The organism is Parvibaculum sp. (assembly GCF_019635935.1).
Lineage (GTDB): Bacteria > Pseudomonadota > Alphaproteobacteria > Parvibaculales > Parvibaculaceae > Parvibaculum.
On sequence record NZ_JAHBYN010000001.1, the window covers coordinates 887,890 to 905,797 of the forward strand.

Here is a 17,908-nt window from a genome sequence, read left to right on the forward strand (position 1 = left end):
GCGTCCGCAAGACGCGCCCTCTTCATTTTGGATGTCAGGCAGCGGTTCGCGGAAAACGCGCGGCGTAATCCTCGAGCGGCAGCCGCGTCGCGTTCACCACGAACGAGACCATGTGGTAGAGCCCGGCAAGAACGATCATCTCGAGCAATTGCTCGTCGCTGAACGCGGCCTTGAGCGCCGTCCACAGCGCGTCGTCGACCGTGCTCGTGTCGTGCAACCGGTCGACCAGCCGGACGATGAGTTTTTCGTTCGCATTCCAGCATTCGGCATCCGCGCCCGGCGCTACCGTGGCGGCGATTTCCGCCGGTCCGAAACCCGCGCGCGCGCCGAAAAAAGCGATATGCACGCCCCATTCATATTCGCCGCCACACCGCGCGCAGGCGCGATCGATGACGATTTCGCGCTCGCGCAGCGAGAGCGTCCCCTTGTCGAGGAGCCCGCCCGCCATAAAGCGCCGGAAGACCCGCGGATTGCGGGCCAGCGTGCGGAAAAGCACCAGCGGCTCGACGCCGGGCGGCATCAGCCTTTCCAGCGTCTTCTCCATGTCGTCGTCGTAGGGCCTTGCGGCAGGTTCGATCCGGGCTGTCATGGCGCCATCTCCATTTTGCTACGATTTCAGTAGCATCAACATGGCGCTTCTCTTTTCGTAGCGCAAGGGCTAATCTGACGGCATGACGAAACCGCCGAAAACCGCCCCCCGTCCCGGCCACCGCGTCCGCGGCTCGGCGACCGGCCGCCCGGTCATGGTCCTGCTCGACCTTCTGGGGCGGCGCTGGGTCTTGCGCATCCTTTGGGAACTACGCGGCGAACCGCTGACCTTCCGCGCCTTGCAGGCGGCCTGCGGCGGTCTTTCGCCGAGTGTCCTGAACGCCCGCCTCGCCGAACTGCGCGACAACCTGATCGTCGAACAGCGTCCCGACGAGGGCTATGCGCTGACACGGCAAGGGCGCGAACTGCTCACGCAACTCGCGCCCCTGACGGCCTGGTCCGAAAAATGGGCCAAATCGCTCGGCTGAAACTCAGGCAGCTTCCTCTTCCGGTTCCGCGCCCGGCGTGTAGTTGAGGATCGGCGCCAGCCAGCGCTCGCATTCGGCAAGCTCCATGCCCTTGCGCGCCGCATAATCCACCACCTGATCGCGGCCGATCTTGCCGACCCCGAAATACTCCGACTGCGGGTGGCTGAAATAGAGCCCGCTCACCGCCGCCCCCGGCCACATGGCGCAGCTTTCGGTCAGCTTCATGCCGATTTTCGCCTCGACGTCGAGCAGCTTGAAGAGCGTGCGCTTCTCGGTGTGGTCCGGTTGCGCCGGATAGCCCGGCGCCGGACGAATGCCCTGATACTTCTCCGCGATCAGCTCTGCGTTGCTGAGCCTTTCCTTCGCTGCGTAGCCCCAGAACTCGCGGCGCACGCGCTCGTGCATGTGTTCGGCAAAGGCTTCCGCCAGCCGGTCCGCCAGCGCCTTCGACAGGATCGCCTTGTAGTCGTCATTCGCTTCCTCGAAGCGCTTTGCGACCTCGTCCTCGCCGAAGCCGGCCGTGACCGCAAAGCCGCCGACATAATCCTCGATGCCGGTTTCCTTCGGCGCAACGAAATCCGCCAGCGACATGTTGGCGCGATCGGAACTGCGCTTCATCTGCTGGCGCAATGAATGCAGCATGGCAAGCGTCTGCTTGCGCGTGTCGTCCTCGAAGAGCTCAATGTCGTCGTCCGCAACCTGATTGGCGGGCCAGAAACCGATGACGGCGGAAGCCTTGAGCCATTTCTCTTCCACCATCTGCTTCAGCATGGCCTGCGCATCGTCGAACAGCCCGCGCGCCGCCTCGCCCACCTTGTCGTCCTTCAGGATCTGCGGATATTGCCCCGCCAGCTCCCAGGTCTGGAAGAACGGCGTCCAGTCGATATAGGGCACGAGCTTGTCGAGCGGATAATCCTCGAAGACTTTCGTGCCGAGAAAGCTCGGCCGCGTCGGCTTGTAGCCCTCCCATTCGATCTTGAGCCGGTTGTCGCGCGCGGCGGCCAGTGTCTGCCGGTCCTTCTTGTCGCGCGCGCCGGCATGCGCCGTTGCCATCTTCGCGTATTCGTCGCGAATGTCGGCAATGAACTTTCCGCGCGCCGTTTCCGAAATGAGGTTCGACGCAACGCCCACGGCGCGGCTCGCATCCGTCACATAGATCGCCTGCCCGCGCTTGTAGTTCGGGTTGATCTTGACGGCGGTGTGGATGCGGCTCGTCGTCGCGCCGCCGATCAGCAGCGGAATGTCGAAGCCCTCGCGCTCCATTTCGGCCGCGACATGACACATCTCGTCGAGGCTCGGCGTGATGAGACCCGAAAGGCCGATGATGTCGACTTTCTTCTCCCGCGCGACCTGCAAGATCTTGTCGGCCGGCACCATGACGCCGAGATCGATCACCTCGTAATTGTTGCACTGGAGCACGACGCCGACGATGTTCTTGCCGATGTCGTGCACATCGCCCTTCACGGTCGCCATCAGAATGGTCGCCGCCGCTTCCTTCTGCGTCGCGCCCGTGAGCTCTTTTTCCTTTTCCATGAAAGGCATCAGATAGGCGACGGCCTGCTTCATCACGCGGGCGCTCTTCACCACCTGCGGCAGGAACATTTTTCCGGCGCCGAAAAGATCGCCGACGATGTTCATGCCGTCCATCAGCGGCCCTTCGATGACATGCAGCGGGCGCTCGGCCTGTTGCCGCGCCTCTTCCACATCTTCCTCGACATAGGCGTTGATGCCCTTGACCAGCGAATGGGCAAGCCGTTCATTAACGGGCTTTTCGCGCCAGGAGAGATCTTCCTCGCGCTTCTTGCCGGCCCCGCCCTTGTACTGCTCGGCTGCCTCCAGCAGACGCTCGGTCGCATCCGGCCGCCGGTTGAGGATCACATCCTCCACCTTCTCGCGCAGGCCCGGCTCGATCTCGTCATAGATCGCGAGCTGACCGGCATTGACGATGCCCATATCCATGCCCGCCTTGATGGCGTGGTAGAGGAACACCGAATGCATCGCCTCGCGCACCGGCTCGTTGCCGCGGAACGAGAACGACACGTTGGACACACCGCCCGACACATGTGCGTAAGGCAATTGCTGGCGGATGCGCTTCGTCGCGTCGATGAATTCGACGGCGTAGTTGTTGTGTTCCTCGATGCCGGTGGCGACCGCGAAGATGTTGGGATCGAAAATAATGTCTTCCGGCGGAAACCCGACCACTTCCGTCAGCAGCTTGTAGGCGCGCTCGCAAATCTCGAATTTGCGGTTGGCGGTATCGGCCTGGCCTTCCTCGTCGAACGCCATGACGACGGCCGCCGCACCGTAGCGCTTCACCTTGCGGGCATGTTCGAGAAAGGCTTCCTCGCCTTCCTTGAGACTGATGGAATTCACCACCGCCTTGCCCTGCACGCATTTGAGGCCGGCCTCGATCACCTCCCATTTCGATGAGTCGATCATGATCGGCACGCGCGAAATGTCGGGCTCGGAGGCGATGAGATTGAGAAACCGGACCATCGCCGCCTTCGAATCGAGCATCCCTTCATCCATATTGATGTCGATGATCTGGGCGCCGTTCTCCACCTGCTGACGCGCGACATCGAGCGCTTCGTCGAAGCGATCCTCGACGATCAGTTTTTTGAATTTGGCGGAGCCCGTCACATTGGTGCGTTCGCCAATGTTGATGAAGTTCGCGGTCGATTGAGTCATGAGATTCTGTATCTAACTTTTTTGAAGGAAAGTGACGGCGGCCCGAAAATCAGGCCGCCGTGAAGGCTTCGAGACCGGAAAGGCGCAGGCGCGGTTCGATCTCCGGCGCCGTTCGAGGCTTCACGCCCTTCACCGCCTCGGCGATCGCATGAATATGCTCCGGTGTCGTGCCGCAACAGCCACCGACGATGTTCACAAGGCCCGACGCTGCGAACTCGCCGACAAGCGCCGACATTTGCGCGGCGTCCTGATCGTACTCGCCCATTTCGTTCGGCAGGCCCGCATTCGGATGCGCGCTGACATTGGCATCCGCGATGCGCGACAGCGTCGCGATATGGGGCCGCATCTCCTTGGCGCCCAGCGCGCAATTGAGCCCGATCGAAAAGGGCTTCACATGCCGCACCGAGTTCCAGAAGGCTTCCGGCGTCTGGCCGGACAACAGGCGTCCGGACATGTCGGTGATCGTGCCCGAGATCATCACCGGCAGCTCGAAGCCCAGTTCCTCGAAAACCTCTTCGACCGCAAAGAGCGCCGCCTTGGCGTTCAGCGTGTCGAAAATCGTCTCGACCAGAATGGTGTCCGCGCCACCCTCGATGAGGCCCTTGGTCGCTTCCTTGTATGCCGTCACAAGCTCGTCGAAATCGACATTCCGAAAGCCCGGATCGTTGACCTTGGGCGAAATCGAAGCCGTCCGGTTGGTCGGCCCGAGCACACCGGCGACGAAGCAGACACGTCCGGGCGTTTCGCTCTCCGCGATATCCGCCGCCTCGCGCGCGATGCGGGCACTTTCGACATTCATCTCATAGGCAAGATGCTCGAGATGATAGTCGGCCTGCGCGATGCGCGTGGCGCTGAACGTGTTGGTCTCGGCAAAATCGGCGCCGGCGCGATAATATTTCAGATGGATTTCACGCAGAATGTCGGGTTGCGACAGCGAGATCAGCTCGTTGTCGCCCTTCACGTCATGAGCATGGTCCTTCAGCCGCTCGCCGCGAAAATCCGCCTCGGTGAGCCTGTAGCCCTGAATCATCGTGCCCATCGCCCCGTCGAGCACCAGAATGCGCTCCTTTGCGAGCGCCTTCAGCTTTTCAATCCGTTCGTCTCTGGTCATGGCGCTCTCCTTCACGCGGGTTCCGCCGGCGTCAATGCCGCCTGCGGACGCAAGCCCAGCACATGGCAGATCGCGAAGGTGAGATCCGCCTGGTTGAGCGTATAGAAATGGAACCGGTCGAAGCCGTAGGCGCGCAACCGGTTCACCTGTTCGGCCGCGACATAGGCGGCGATCAGCTTGCGGGTCTCGAGCTCATCGTCGAGTCCGATGTAATAATCTTCCAGCCATTGTGGAATGCTGGCGCCGCAGCGCTCCGCCATCCGCTTCGTGCCCTTGAAATTGGTCGTCGGCATGATGCCCGGAACGATCGGCACCGAAATTCCGGCCTTCTGTGTTTTCTCCAGAAAACGGACATGCTTCTCCGTGTCGAACACGAACTGCGTGATGGCCCGTGTCGCACCGGCATCGACCTTCTTTTTCAGCAACTCGATGTCGGCATCGAGCGAAACGGATTCCGGATGCTTTTCCGGATAGGCCGAGACGATGACATCGAAATCGCCGATCTTGCGGATCGCGGCAATGAGTTCCGGTGTCGACTGATAGCCTTCCGGATGCGGCCGATAGGGTGCGCCGAGCTCGGGCATGTCGCCGCGCAGCGCCACGATATGCCGAATACCCGCGTCCCAATAGGCGCGAATGACATCGTTCACCTCCGCGCGCGTCGCGCCGACGCAGGTGAGATGTGCGACGGGTTCGAGCGTCGTCTCGTCGAGAATGCGCTTCACCGTTGCATGCGTGCGTTCGCGCGTCGAACCGCCGGCGCCATAGGTCACGGAAACGAATTCCGGCTGCAGCGGCTCGAGACGCCGGATCGAACGCCACAGCGTCTGCTCCATCTCCGGCGTCTTGGGCGGAAAAAATTCGAACGAAACGCGTGTCCGTTCCCGCTTTTCCCTGGTTGCATCACCGCTCATCGCGTCGCTCCTTCATATTCGATATGGCGTTCGGTCTGTCGCGCCCGCTTCCCCGGTTTGTCGGCAACCCAGATCGAGACCGTCAGTTTTGCGTCTTCGCCACCTGTCGGCGGCAGATGTCTTGTCTCGCCGACATCGAGGCCGGCCTCCGAAAGCCATGCCGTCACTTCGTCCTCGCCAAATCCCAATCGCCGGTGCGCATGGCTCTCGCGCAAAAAATCGAGTTCGTGCGGCGCAAAATCGGCGATCAGCAAACGGCCGCCCGGTTTCAGAACCCGCGCCGCCTCGGCGATCGAGGCCGCCGGATCGTCCAGATAGTGCAGCACCATGTGCAGCGTCACGAGATCGACCGTCGCGTCCTGCATCGGCAGGTCGTAGAGGTCGCCCTGGCGCACCGAGCAATGTGCGAGCTCGGGTCGTGCAAGCTGCGCGCGGGCAAGCGCAAGCATTTCCGGGCTGAGATCGATACCGATGCCGCTTCTGGCCTTCGGTCCGAAAAGTTCGAGCATCCGTCCGGTGCCCGTGCCGAGATCCGCGACCGCCTCCATCTCGCCGGCGGCGCCGAGATCCACCATCGCCTGCTCGACCTTGTCTTCCGGCACATAAAGCGAACGAATCCGGTTCCACTCATCGGCATTGGCGCGAAAATATGCGGCAGCCTTTTCCGCGCGCGCCGTCCGCACCGCTTCCAGACGTTCGCAATCGCGTGCGATCACGATGTCTTCCTGCGGAATCAATCCCGTCAACACCTCGGCAAGAGCCGCCACCGCGCCGCCGCTGGCCAGACGGTAGAAAACCCAGCTCCCCTCCCGAAACCGTTCGAGAAGTCCGGCCTCGCACAACAGCTTGAGATGACGGCTGACGCGCGGCTGGCTCTGCCGCAAAATCTGCGTCAGCTCGGTGACCGTCAGTTCGCCACGGGCCAGCAGCGCCAGCAGACGCAACCGCGTCGGCTCACCGGCCGCCCTCAAACCTGCCAGAAGCTGTTCCATGCATCATCCATCCGTCATCGATCGCGAAGCATATAAACATATCCTTATGTCTTTCAAAAGACCTTTATCCGGCTGCTACATTTCCGCAACAGCCCGGCCGAATTGACCGGTTTCCGGACCCTCGATAGCTGGTTAACGCATATGCCCTGTGGTACCTAGAAACTGTTGCAGCGCACGAATCGAGACATAAATGTCAGGAATTCTGCGCCGTTCATGCGGAATTAAGCGATCCGCTGAATGCTGTGGGGGGCTTGCGTACAGTCGGACGGGATGACGCGCGCGCGACAGCGGCCGGTTGCTGCAATGTGCCTGGCCGGGCATCGGATTGAGGACGGACGGGATGGCGGACAACAGACTTCGTGCGACAAGACGGCAGCGGCTGATGGGCGCGGTCATCGCATTCGCGATGCTCGGCGGCGCACCGGCGCTGGCGGCCGACGCGGACGGCGAGAACGACCCGCTCGAGCCGATGAACCGCTACTTCTTCGAACTCAACATCTTCTTCGACACGATCCTGCTGAAGCCGGTCGCCACCTGGTATGACGGCGTCGTGCCGCGACCGGGCCGCGACGGCATCCGCAATTTCCTCGACAATCTGAGAAGCCCGGTGATCCTCGCCAACGACCTGTTGCAAGGCGAATGGGACCGCGCCGGCACGACCGCGAGCCGCTTCGGCATCAACACGACGGTCGGCGTGCTCGGCCTTTTCGACCCGGCCTCGCGCTGGGGGATGAAGCAGCACAGCGAGGATTTCGGCCAGACGCTTGCGGTCTGGGGAACGGGCGAAGGCCCCTACCTCTTCCTGCCGGTTCTCGGCCCCGCCCCGCCCCGCGACCTGACCGGCTTCGTCGTCGACCAGGCCTTCGACCCGCTGACTTATATCTATTGGGATCGCCCGAAGACGGTGCCCGTCACACGCTTCGTGGTGAACGGCGTCGACCAGCGCGCCCGCAGCCTGACGACGCTCGACCAGATCGAACGCACCTCCGTCGACTATTACGCGACGGTGCGCAATCTCTACCGGCAGAGCCGGGCAAACGAGATTTCCAATGGCGAAACCGATTACGATGCGCTGCCGGACATCGATTATCTCACTTTCGACACAAACGAACCGGACACTGCCGGCATGTAACGCTAGCCGGAGGCGCGGGACACACGCGCCCGCCGTCCGGCCAACGAGCAGGAGATCGCGCATGTCGCCCCATGCTTCGATGAAGACCGCCCTCGCATCCATCGCGCTCTGCGCAACGCTGGCGCTTTTTCAGGGCCCCGCCACTGCGCAAGCCGCCGGCGACCCGAAAGCCTTTGTCGACGGCGTCGCCGAACAGGCCATCGCGATCATCAGCGACGACGCGGCAAGCACGAAGCAGCGCGAGGAAGCCTTCCGCGACCTGCTGCGCGAAAACGCCGACCTCGACCGCGTCGCCGCCTTCGCGCTCGGTCAATATCTGCGCACGCCCGACGACGCGCAGCGCGCCGAATATCGCGAACTGGTCGAGACCTTCATCGTCAAGGTCTATGTGACGCGCCTCTCCGACTACAACGACGAGAAGCTCGAAATAACCGGCGCGCAGAAGCGCGGCGAAAATCAGGCGATCGTCAAAAGCGAGATCCGCTTCACCAGCGGCCGCGAGCCCGTGACCGTCGATTGGTGGCTGATCGAGAAGGACGGCGCCTACAAGATTTTCGACGTCAATGTCGTCGGCATCTGGCTGGCCCAGGAGCAGCGCTCGACCTTCACGACCGTGATCCGCAACAATGGCGGCCGGTTCGACGCGCTCCTCGAACACCTCCGCGCCCAGATCGGCAAGGCCGAAAAGGGCGACCTCTCGGGCATCGCCCAGGGCGGCTAGAGAGCGGCTGGAAAAATACCGTAGACGGACGAAATCGCCGCGGCGCTTCCCGAATGGGCAGCGCCGCAGCCCGTTTTGACGCCCGAAAAACCCCTTCTGTCATCGATCTGTCAAAAAACTGTCACGAACGCCGCGCGGGCGACTTATCCCCGTCCTATCCCCCTGCGGCCCATCCGCCACAGCCACATGTCACAGTGACGCGAAAGGCACGGGCAGCAGAACGGCCACACCCTTGAGTGGCCGCGGGGACACGGGGGCCGATGCCCTCCCCTTGCCTCTTTTCCCGAACCTCCCCACATTCGGCGGACGCAACCGGAAGGATTGCGAATCTCTTCCGGGGGCGATCATCCCATGACATTCGGCAAGCCCATGCACCGGCAGGTGCTGCTGCTGGCGACCGCGCAGGCGCTGTTCCAGACGACGGCCGTCCTTGTCATGACGATCGGCGCGCTGGCGGGCGCGACGGTGGCGCCGCGGCCGGAGCTTGCGACCGCGCCGATTGCCGCCATGCTGCTCGGCACGACGCTGGCGACCGTGCCGGCCTCGATGCTGATGGCGCGGGTGGGACGGCGGCCGGGCTTCATTCTCGGCGCGCTGGCAGGCACCGCAGGCGGGTTCGCGGCGGCGGCCGGCATGTGGACAGGCTCGCTGCCGCTGCTCGCAGGCGGGACTTTTCTGGTCGGCGTCTATCAGGGCTTCGCGCAGTTTTACCGCTTCGCGGCGTCGGAAGTCGCCGACGCGGATTTCCGGCCGCGCGCCATATCGCTGGTGCTGGCGGGCGGCGTCGCGGCGGCGATCCTCGGGCCGGCGCTGGCGCAATGGGGCGGGCCCATGCTGGTGCCGGTCTATACGGGCTCGTTCCTGCTGCTGGCGCTGGTGTCGATCGTCGCCTCCGTTCTTCTGCTCGGCCTCAACGTGCCGCGCCCGGCGCCGCGCGCCGAAGGTGCGGATGGCGGCCGCCCGCTCGGCGCCATTGTCCGGCAACCGGCCTATGCGGTGGCGCTGTTCGGCGCCGCGACCGGCGGCGGCGTGATGATCCTCGCGATGACGGCGACGCCGCTGGCGATGACCCATCACCATCATCATCTCTCCGACACCGCGCTGGTGATCCAGCTTCACGTGCTCGGCATGTTCCTGCCCTCCTTCTTCACCGGCTCGCTGATCGCGCGCTTCGGCGTGTTGCGCATCATGCTGGCGGGCGTCGCGCTGCTGGCGGGTCATGTGACGATGAGCCTGTCGGGAACCGATTTCGTTTCCTTCGCCTCGGCGCTGGTGCTGCTCGGCGTCGGCTGGAATTTTCTCTATATCGGCGGCACGACGCTTCTGACCGAAACCTACAGCGACGCCGAAAAGGGCCGCGCCCAGGCCATGAACGACATGACGGTGTTCGGCGGCAGCCTCCTCGCCTCGCTGAGCGCCGGGGCGCTGCATCAAATGCTGGGCTGGCAGACGATGAACATGCTGCTGCTCCCCTGGCTCGGCGCGGCGGCGCTGGCATTGCTCTGGCTGACGATCCGGCGGCGGGCCGTCGCCGATATTCTGTGAGATAATGCGGTATGCGGGTTAAATTGGGGAGCGGCGCGGCCGCAATCCGCGCCCGCGCCCTTCCGTTTCAGACTTCTTAAAACTTCGGCCTTCAGGATGAACAGGTGAGTTCGGGCACCCGTTTGTTGCGTGAGGTGGGTTTTGGGCACGGATACTTCTTCGGGCGGCACGGCGGCGGCAACGAAGCCGCCGCGTTCGGCGTTGAGCCATGCGTTCGAGGCGGCGTGGTCGGCAATCCCGAGACACGGCGCGCGCATTCCCGACAAGGCCGATTTCCGGCCCGAACGCTTTGCGCGTTTTCTGCCCGACATCTATCTGGTCGAACTCAGCGACGATCCGCAGAACCGCCTGCCGATCCGGCTCGCTGGCAACAATATCCGCGATCACCTCGGCGTCGATGTGAAGGGCATGAACTATGCCGACTTCGTGCCGCCGGAACGCCACGCGCTGGCCGGCGCAACGATGCCGCTCATGTTCGCCGACCCGCCGCTCGGCCGCTGGATCCGCAAGGACATCATCCACCGCGACGGCTTTCGCGAGATGATCGAGATGACACAACTGCCGATGCTCGAGGCCGCGACCGGCACAAGGCTGGTGGTGGGGCTGATCGAGGGCTTCGGCGCCGAACTGCACGGCGAAGGCCATTTCCGCTTCGAGGATCGCGACAGCGAGCTGTTTTTCGAGCCGGCGTGAGGAAGCGGGGTACCCGCCGACGCCGTCAGGCGCGGCGCATTTCGGGGAAGGCGTTTTTCGGCGTCGGGGCGCGGCCGAACTTCTTTTCCAGCACGCGGCCGATCTCGACGATCAGTTCGCGGTGGTCGATGGGTTTGCCGACATAGCCGTCGGCGCCCATTTTGTCGTAGCGCGTATTGTCGCGACCGAGCGAATCCGCGGTGAGCGCAATCACCGGCACGTCGCGGAACGCCGCATCGTGGCTGCGGATGTGGCGCAGCGTTTCCTCGCCGTTCATCACCGGCATATGCATGTCGAGCAGCACGAGATCGAAAACCCGCGTCTGCAATTCGCGGATCGCGTCGGCGCCGTTTTCGACTTCCGTGATCGCAATGCCGAGCGGTTCGAGGAAGAGGCGCGCGACCTTGCGGTTGAGCGCGTGGTCGTCGACGAGGAGCACCGACATGCCGTCGGCCCAGCGCGCGCCGCCGGTCTGATCGACATCGGCATTTTCCGGCGCCTCGCTGACGCGGCGTCCGATATGCGCACGGAAGGTGAAGGTGAAGGTCGAACCCTTGCCTTCCTCGCTTGTCGCCGTGACATCGCCGTCCATCAGCCGCGCCAGCTTGCGGCTGATCGAAAGGCCGAGGCCGGTGCCGCCGAAGCGGCGCGCGGTGGAGGTTTCGGCCTGGGTGAAAGGCGCAAAAAGCTTGTCGAGCGTTTGGGCGCTCATGCCCATGCCGGTATCGGCAATCGAGATTCGCACCTCGAACCCATCGTCGCCGGCCGGAACGGTCGCGGCCGAGATCGTCACCGTGCCCTTTTCGGTGAACTTGATCGCGTTCGAAATCAGGTTCGACACGCATTGGCGCACACGCACCGGATCGAAGCGAAGGAAGGACACCATGTCCGGATTGATCGACAGCGTGAGGCCGATGCCCTTTTCGGCGGCGCGCGGCGCGAAGAGCTTTTCGACGCGGTGCAGCAGATGGCCGAGATCGTTGTCGATGGGCGAGATGTCGAACTTGCCGGCCTCGATCTTGGAGAGGTCGAGCACGTCGTTGAGGATCGCCATCAGCGTCTTGCCGCTGTCGAGGATCGTGTCGATCTGGTCTTTCTGTTCGGCCGTAAGGTCGCCGGCCGCCATGTGCTGCGCCATGCCGAGAATGCCGTTCAAGGGCGTGCGGATTTCGTGGCTGATATTGGCGAGGAAGGCCGACTTCGCTTCATTGGCGGCCTCGGCCTGCTTGCGCGCTTTCTTGAGTTCGCGCTCACGCTCCCTGAGCGCCGTCACATCGGCCCCGACCGCGACCCAGCCGCCGAAGGAAAGCGGAATCTCTACAACCTGCATCACCGTGCCGAGATGGGTCCGCAGCTCGACCGGCTCGCCGCGCATCAGCGTCTCGTTGATGCCCTGCGCCACCGCGCGCGCCTGGTCGTCCGGCAAGTCGGGCACGACCTCCTTGACCGCGACATATGTTGCCTCGAGATAAGACTTGCCCTCGCGCAGCGCCTGATTGGTGAAAGGGAAGTCGCGCTCGTTCTGCGCGTTCGACAACAGGATTTCGTGATCCGGGCCGAAAATAACGAAGCCGCCCGGCAGACGGTCCACCGCCTCCCGCACGATCGCGGCCATTTCGTGCTGGTTGATTTTTTTCTTTTTGCCCATCGTCGCGCCCATGCGCCGCGCCGCCGAACGCCGCGAAGCATGGCTCCTGTCCCCAATCCCTCGGGTAATCCTAGGGTTTCGGGCTTAAGAGGCCGTGAATCCGCCACGCCGGAGAAGCCTTGCGGCACAAGGGTTTCCGGGCGATTTCGCTGAAATCCGGGTTTTTGGGCGGCGGCGCGGCTAGCGGCTGAAGCGCTTGTACTTGATGCGGGTCGGGATTTCGGCGGCAGGGCCCAGGCGGCGCTTCTTGTCTTCCTCGTAGTCCTGGTAGTTGCCCTCGAACCATTCGACATGGCTGTCGCCTTCGAAGGCGAGCATGTGGGTGGCGATGCGGTCGAGGAACCAGCGGTCATGGGAGATGACCACGGCGCAGCCGGCGAAGGCGACCAGCGCGTCTTCGAGCGCGCGCAAGGTTTCGACGTCGAGATCGTTGGTCGGTTCGTCGAGGAGGAGAAGGTTCGCGCCCGATTTCAGCATCTTGGCGAGGTGAACGCGGTTGCGCTCGCCGCCCGACAGGAGACCGACTTTCTTCTGCTGGTCCGAACCCTTGAAGTTGAAGGAGCCGACATAGGCGCGGCTCGGCATGGTGATCTTGCCGAGTTCGATAATGTCGGTGCCGCCGGAAATTTCCTCCCAGACATTCTTGTTGGCGTCGAGCGAGTCGCGGCTCTGGTCGACATAGCCCATGACGACCGTGTCGCCGATCTTCAGCGTGCCCGAATCCGGCTTTTCCTGACCCGTCAGCATGCGGAAGAGCGTCGTCTTGCCGGCGCCGTTGGGGCCGATGACGCCGACAATGCCGCCGGGCGGCAGCTTGAAGGAGAGATCGTCGATCAGCAGCTTGTCGCCGAAGCCCTTGGAAATATGCTCGGCCTCGTAGACATTGCCGCCGAGGCGCGGGCCCGCCGGAATGACGATCTGGGCGCGGCCCTCCTGCTGCTTGCCGGCCTCGGCCAGCAATTCGTCATAGGCCGAAACGCGCGCCTTCGACTTCGCCTGACGCGCCTTGGGGCTCTGCCGGATCCATTCGAGCTCGCGCGCCAGCGTACGCTGCTTGGCTTCTTCCTGACGGCCTTCCTGTTCGAGCCGCTTTTCCTTCTGTTCGAGCCAGGAGGAATAATTGCCCTCGTAAGGGATGCCCGAACCGCGATCGAGTTCGAGAATCCAGCCCGTCACATTGTCGAGGAAATAACGGTCATGGGTGACCATGACGACGGTGCCTGTGTATTCCTTGAGGTAGTTCTGCAGCCAGGCGATCGATTCCGCATCGAGATGGTTGGTCGGTTCGTCGAGCAGCAAGAGGTCGGGCGAGGCGAGCAGCAGGCGGCACAGCGCGACGCGGCGCTTCTCGCCGCCGGAAAGATTGTTGACGTCGGCTTCCGGGTCCGGGCAGCGCAGTGCATCCATCGCCATCTCGACCTGGCTGTCGAGATCCCAGAGGTTCTGCGCGTCGATGATGTCCTGGAGTTTCGCCATTTCCTCGGCCGTCTCGTCCGAGTAGTTCATGGCGAGTTCGTTGTAGCGGTCGAGCAGCGCCTTTTTCGAGGCCGCGCCCTCCATCACATTGCCGAACACATTGAGCGCCGGGTCGAGCTCGGGCTCCTGCTGCAGATAGCCGACCTTGGCGCCCGCCGCCGCCCAGGCCTCGCCCGTGTGGTCCTTGTCGACGCCCGCCATGATGCGCAAGAGCGTCGACTTGCCGGCGCCGTTGAGGCCGACCACGCCGATCTTGACGCCCGGCAGGAAGGACAACCGGATGTCCTTCAGAACCTGCTTGCCGCCCGGATAGGTCTTGGACAGGCGGTCCATCACATAGACATACTGGTAGGCGGCCATGAGGGGCTTCGTCCTTCGCGGGGAAAGGGAAATCGGCGCCCCTTCTAGCGGATCGCTCCCCGGCGGGCAATCGGCCTAGACGGTTTTCATGTATTCGACGAGCTGGTCGAGCGCCGTGCCCCAGCCGTCCTGGAAGCCCATTTCGGCGTGGCGCTTCGCGCTTTCCTCGTCCGGATGCACCGCAATGGCCGTGTATTTCGTCCCCTGCCCCTGCGGCTCCATCAGGATGAAGGCGGTGAAGAAGAGATCGTGAACCCGCGCCACGGCCGGGCGGTATCCGGGCCCGAGCGCCGAGGTCCAGACGAGCCGGCGCTCCTTCTCGACTTCGAGATAGCAGCCCGAGCCGCCCTCCATGTTCTCGCCTTCGGGCGAGCGCATCTGCGTGTAGAACTCGCCGCCGGGACGGAGATCGATCCGGCATTCGACCGTCTGCCAAGGCCGCGGGCAGAACCACTTCATCAGATGTTCGGGCTCCGTCCAGGCGCGCCAGACAAGCGCCGGGCTGACATCCACCACGCGCTCCAGCACGAGGTCGGTTTTCGGATCGATGACCGGGATACTCATGTCTCGCTCTCCTTCATCTGCAACAGGTAGTCGTCGAACCGGTCGAGCCGCGCCTCCCAGAGCGCGCGCTGTTCGACCATCCATTTTTCGGCCGCCTTCAACGGCTTCGGCTGGAGCCGGTAGGTGCGCACACGGCCCACCTTGCGCGAGCGGACAAGACCGCATTTCTCGAGCGCCGCCAGATGCTGCATGAAGGACGGCAACGCCATCTTGTGCGGGCGCGCCAGTTCGCCGACAGAGGCCGGCCCCTGCCCCAGACGCCGCACCACCGCGCGGCGTGTGGGGTCGCCGAGGGCATGGAAAACGCGGTCGAGCTGAAGTTGTTGGTTAGCCATATGCCTAAGTATGGAGACACAAGATAGTCAGGTCAAGACCTGAGTTTTGAAAAAGGGAATTGAGACGATATGGTTCGCCGGGCCGTCCCCCTTCGCCAAGGCTTCGGGGGACACGCCTTCGCCCGCATGCGGGCGCGCGTGCCTCATATCTCAAGGGTAGAGGCGATGCGCCTTGAGTATGCCGTTCTGCCAGAAGACCGCATAGGCCGATTTTTCGAACCGCTCGAGGACCAGGACATCGCCGTCGGCTTCCGGCCGCATTTCCTCGTCGACATATAGCGGGATGCGAGAAAATGGCTCAATCCGCCACCCCTCGACCTGCCGGAGATAGGAAGCCGGCATGCCCAATGTGTCGGCTGCACGGTACTCGTCGAGAATTGACAACCATGTACCAGCCCGGCAGATCGCCAGCGCGCGCGCTTCGCCGCCAACATCGGAAACCGGTGCCATGAAGTCGATCGCGTCGTCGCCGTCGAAGTCGCCTTCGAGCCAGCGCGGAAGCAGCCAGGCCTCAAGCCGATAGGCCGGCGGCAGACCGCAGGCGCGCATCCGCTCTTCTTCTTCCGGCACGAAGTTCGGATCTATGGCCGATGCCGCCGCATCGATCTCGGCTTGCGACTTCGGAACGACGAGACAGACGTCGAAACGCATATAGACCATGCGGGCGCGGGCGCGGGGTTCCAGATCGGCAAGGCCGTAGTCGAGAATCTTCAGCCACCCGTATCCTTCATCGGTATCGCCGCTTCGGGCGATGACGAAATTTCTTTCGCGTTGCGGCGCGTTGACATCGCCGAGATTGGGGCCGCTGTTGTCGAGGCTCCTGAAGTGCCAGCCGTAGAGGTCCCGTGGATTCGTTTCGCCGCGCAGTGGCGGTGTTGCCGCGGACAAGTCGCGGCCGCCGGCGTCGAGCAGGCGCAGTTGCCAGCCATGCGGCCGCGGCTCCAGCATGAAGTTCCAGCCCTGGGCCGTTTCGAATCCGAAGTAATGCGCGCCCGCGACTTCGCCGCCGAAGCGTTGCGCGTCCTGCCGGTCGTTCGATTCACAGGAAAGCGCCTGCGCCCTGCCCGCGCCAAGGGCGGTGGCAGCAAGAAGAACCACCAGCGCCGCGACGCGCGGCGCGGCTTGCCGCCTTGTCATTCCACCGGAGCGACAACAGGGGCCAACGTCTTCGTCACCGTTGTTGACCTTGTCTCCGTTTCTTCCTGCGCAACGCGCGCCGCGCTGAGCTGCTGGTAGCGAAGATACAGAACACCGGCGATCGCACCGGTGACAAGGACGGCGACGAGAAAAACCCGCATCAACGCCCGCGTGTCGAGACGCCAGACCAATACGCCCGCGGCGATGGCGGCAACGCCCGCCACCAGGAGCCCGTAGCCCAGCGCCTCAACCGGACCGGCAAGGCCGGAACCGGCCGGCACCAGAAAGGTCGACGCCAGCGACGTTCCGGCGGCAAGGCCGAGCGCCGCCGCGCAGACGACGATCACGGCCGTCAGCAGGACATGCATACCGATCCCCTTCACGGCCGCTCGACCAGTTCGACGCGACGGTTCTTCGTTCGCCCGCCGTCGGACGAATTCGAGAACACGGGCACCAGCGGACCGATGCCATGTGCTTCGAGGCGCGAAGCCTTTATGCCGTAGCGGTCGACCAGTTCCTTTGCCACGGCCGCCGCGCGGCGCTCGGAGAGCGACTTGTTGTAGGCGAAGGCGCCGGTCGCGTCCGTATGCCCCACGACATAGAAGTTCATCGAGCCGCGGGATTTCAGGAATTTGGCAATCTCGTCGAGAGCCGGCTTCGAGGCCGACGTCAGCGTCGCCTTGTCGTGATCGAAGAAGAGGCCGTCCAGCGTCACGCGTCCATATTCATCGATCTCGTTTCCCATCGCCTCGGCGTTCACCGTGACGAGGCCGGTCTTGACCTCGTCGACCTCGATGACATCGACCAGCGTTGCGACGATGTCCTGCGCATGTTGCGCGATGCCGATGGCGACATAGATCGTGCCCGCCGCGCGCGCCTTGCGGGCGGCAAGGAAGCCCGAGCCGCCGCTTGTCGATGAACCGGCGAGCAGGCGGAGACCGACCGGCGGTATTTCGTTGCGCCGGTACTGAACCTCAAGCCAGGTCCGGCTGCCGATCGCCGGCGTGCGGTTCGATTGCGGAAAGAGGCCTTGCGCGATGAACTCGAAACCTTCTTCTTCCAGCGCTCTCTTGTAGTTGGCGTAGACTTCGGTGTGGGTCTTGTCGCCTTCCAACTCATAATAGACGCGCGTCAGCCGGCCTTCGGCTTCGGTCCATTCGTCGATTTGCCGGTAGCCGGTAACCGGGCCCGTGGCGATCGCGTAGGGATTGAAGGCTTGCGTGTCGTGCCACTTGATGAGTGAGCCCGGATAGCGCGACACCGCCGGGTGATCCTGTGCGCCGGGGACATCGCCGGGCTGCGACCCGCCGGCGGCCGGGCGGCCCGGACTTTCGACCAGTTCGACCGTATCGCCGCGCGCCTCCGCCGTCCTGACGCAAGCCGTGTCGCCCATCGCGCAGCGGACCGCACGGCGCGACTCCTGATCGACCTTGCGCTGCAGCTCGCTTTCGACCGCGCGTTGCGCCGTGCCGAGCAGGCTGTCGGTGAAGTCGATCGCGGCTGCCGGCCCGCTCAAGCCGGCGAGGCACAAGACGATGGCGGCGGTCGATATGACAAATTTTTTCATCGGTTTCTC

General features: G+C 63.7%; 15 protein-coding genes and 1 pseudogene. 5 read left to right on the top strand and 11 right to left on the bottom strand.

What is annotated here, in order from left to right; genetic code table 11:
* Positions 1-34: 34 nt before the first annotated feature.
* Positions 35-589, bottom strand: a complete 555-nt coding sequence (locus tag KF719_RS04510) for a carboxymuconolactone decarboxylase family protein (RefSeq protein WP_293507421.1) — start codon at positions 587-589, stop codon at positions 35-37.
* Positions 590-671: 82 nt separating this feature from the next.
* On the opposite strand from KF719_RS04510, the gene KF719_RS04515 reads away from it, so the two are divergent.
* Complete coding sequence (locus KF719_RS04515) at positions 672-1,016, top strand: helix-turn-helix domain-containing protein (protein ID WP_293507422.1); 345 nt, start codon at positions 672-674, stop codon at positions 1,014-1,016.
* Between the two features lie 3 nt (positions 1,017-1,019).
* Here the strand turns inward: KF719_RS04515 and metH are convergent.
* The 3 genes and pseudogenes from metH to KF719_RS04530 form a co-directional block, all read right to left on the bottom strand.
* Positions 1,020-4,815: pseudogene (gene metH / locus KF719_RS04520) on the bottom strand (methionine synthase).
* Between the two features lie 11 nt (positions 4,816-4,826).
* Complete coding sequence (metF, locus tag KF719_RS04525; protein ID WP_293507423.1) at positions 4,827-5,729, bottom strand: methylenetetrahydrofolate reductase [NAD(P)H]; 903 nt, start codon at positions 5,727-5,729, stop codon at positions 4,827-4,829.
* Entirely contained in the window at positions 5,726-6,721 is a 996-nt protein-coding gene (locus KF719_RS04530; RefSeq protein ID WP_293507424.1) for a metalloregulator ArsR/SmtB family transcription factor, read from the bottom strand. The genes metF and KF719_RS04530 overlap by 4 nt, the downstream gene beginning before the upstream one ends.
* A gap of 340 nt (positions 6,722-7,061) precedes the next feature.
* Here KF719_RS04530 and KF719_RS04535 point away from each other — a divergent pair, with 340 nt between their 5' ends.
* The 4 genes from KF719_RS04535 (at position 7,062) to KF719_RS04550 (ending at position 10,812) form a co-directional block, all read left to right on the top strand.
* Complete coding sequence (locus KF719_RS04535) at positions 7,062-7,853, top strand: VacJ family lipoprotein (RefSeq protein ID WP_293507426.1); 792 nt, start codon at positions 7,062-7,064, stop codon at positions 7,851-7,853.
* 61 nt (positions 7,854-7,914) lie between these two features.
* Positions 7,915-8,574, top strand: a complete 660-nt coding sequence (locus KF719_RS04540; protein WP_293507427.1) for an ABC transporter substrate-binding protein — start codon at positions 7,915-7,917, stop codon at positions 8,572-8,574.
* A 351-nt stretch (positions 8,575-8,925) separates the two neighbouring features.
* Entirely contained in the window at positions 8,926-10,119 is a 1,194-nt protein-coding gene (locus KF719_RS04545; protein WP_293507428.1) for an MFS transporter, read from the top strand.
* A 141-nt stretch (positions 10,120-10,260) separates the two neighbouring features.
* Positions 10,261-10,812, top strand: coding sequence for a PAS domain-containing protein (locus KF719_RS04550; RefSeq protein WP_293507430.1), 552 nt, complete (start codon positions 10,261-10,263; stop codon positions 10,810-10,812).
* A 25-nt stretch (positions 10,813-10,837) separates the two neighbouring features.
* Here the strand turns inward: KF719_RS04550 and KF719_RS04555 are convergent, their stop codons facing one another.
* From KF719_RS04555 to KF719_RS04585, 7 genes are all read right to left on the bottom strand, one after another.
* Positions 10,838-12,460 carry an ATP-binding protein gene (locus KF719_RS04555; RefSeq protein WP_293507432.1) on the bottom strand — a complete coding sequence of 541 codons (1,623 nt, stop codon included), beginning with the start codon at positions 12,458-12,460 and terminating at the stop codon, positions 10,838-10,840.
* Positions 12,461-12,640: 180 nt separating this feature from the next.
* The gene (gene ettA, locus KF719_RS04560) at positions 12,641-14,296 is read right to left on the bottom strand and encodes an energy-dependent translational throttle protein EttA (protein WP_293507434.1); all 1,656 of its coding nucleotides are present in this window, start codon (positions 14,294-14,296) and stop codon (positions 12,641-12,643) included.
* 75 nt (positions 14,297-14,371) lie between these two features.
* Positions 14,372-14,860 (bottom strand): SRPBCC family protein, encoded by a 489-nt coding sequence (locus KF719_RS04565; protein ID WP_293507435.1) that lies wholly within the window; start codon positions 14,858-14,860, stop codon positions 14,372-14,374.
* Entirely contained in the window at positions 14,857-15,195 is a 339-nt protein-coding gene (locus KF719_RS04570; RefSeq protein WP_293507436.1) for a metalloregulator ArsR/SmtB family transcription factor, read from the bottom strand. The genes KF719_RS04565 and KF719_RS04570 overlap by 4 nt, the downstream gene beginning before the upstream one ends.
* A 150-nt stretch (positions 15,196-15,345) precedes the next feature.
* Entirely contained in the window at positions 15,346-16,332 is a 987-nt protein-coding gene (locus tag KF719_RS04575) for a hypothetical protein (RefSeq protein ID WP_293507438.1), read from the bottom strand.
* Positions 16,329-16,700, bottom strand: coding sequence for a hypothetical protein (locus KF719_RS04580; RefSeq protein WP_293507440.1), 372 nt, complete (start codon positions 16,698-16,700; stop codon positions 16,329-16,331). The genes KF719_RS04575 and KF719_RS04580 overlap by 4 nt, the downstream gene beginning before the upstream one ends.
* 11 nt (positions 16,701-16,711) lie before the next feature.
* A complete protein-coding gene (locus KF719_RS04585; RefSeq protein WP_293507442.1) occupies positions 16,712-17,899 on the bottom strand; it encodes an OmpA family protein in 1,188 nt (395 codons plus the stop codon).
* Positions 17,900-17,908 lie beyond the last annotated feature (9 nt).